The following is a 466-nucleotide window of genomic DNA, read 5'->3' on the forward strand; positions in this document are numbered from 1 at the left end:
CACCCTGGAGCTGGTGGCCCGCGAGGCGGACTGGTGGAACTGGTACGGCTGGGCCTCCGAGGATCCGGTCGCCGACTTCCGCGAGCTGAACGGCGTGCTGGACCAGTGGTGCGAGCGCGTGGGCCGCGACCCGGGCGAGGTGGCCCGTACGGTCATGGTCAACCCGGACCAGCTGCCGCTCGTGGAGGGCTTCGCCGAGGCCGGTGCGGTCCATGTGGTGCTGTCCCTGGCCGCGCCGTACGACCTGCGCCAGGTGGAGGAGCTGCTGAAGGTGCGCGAGGCGCTGGGCTCTGGCCCCGGGCGGGCTTCTTGACGGCTGGCACAGCGGAGCCCCGCGAGGTCCTGGGGCGGCGCTTTCGCCTGCTCATGGGGTGTCTGCTGCTGTCCACCCTGGGCAACGGCCTGTGCTTCCCGTTCACCTCCATCTACATCAGCGAACTGCTCGGGCTCGGTTCCCGGGCCGCCG

The 466-nt window shown here is 71.7% G+C and carries 1 pseudogene; it reads left to right on the forward strand.

Going from position 1 to position 466, the window contains the following annotated elements:
* Positions 1–313: pseudogene (locus tag CCN51_RS58455) on the forward strand (LLM class F420-dependent oxidoreductase); the annotation flags it as partial.
* Between the last annotated feature and the right edge of the window lie 153 nt (positions 314–466).

Origin of the sequence: Streptomyces milbemycinicus (assembly GCF_002154605.1) — a bacterium.
Taxonomy (GTDB): domain Bacteria; phylum Actinomycetota; class Actinomycetes; order Streptomycetales; family Streptomycetaceae; genus Streptomyces; species Streptomyces milbemycinicus.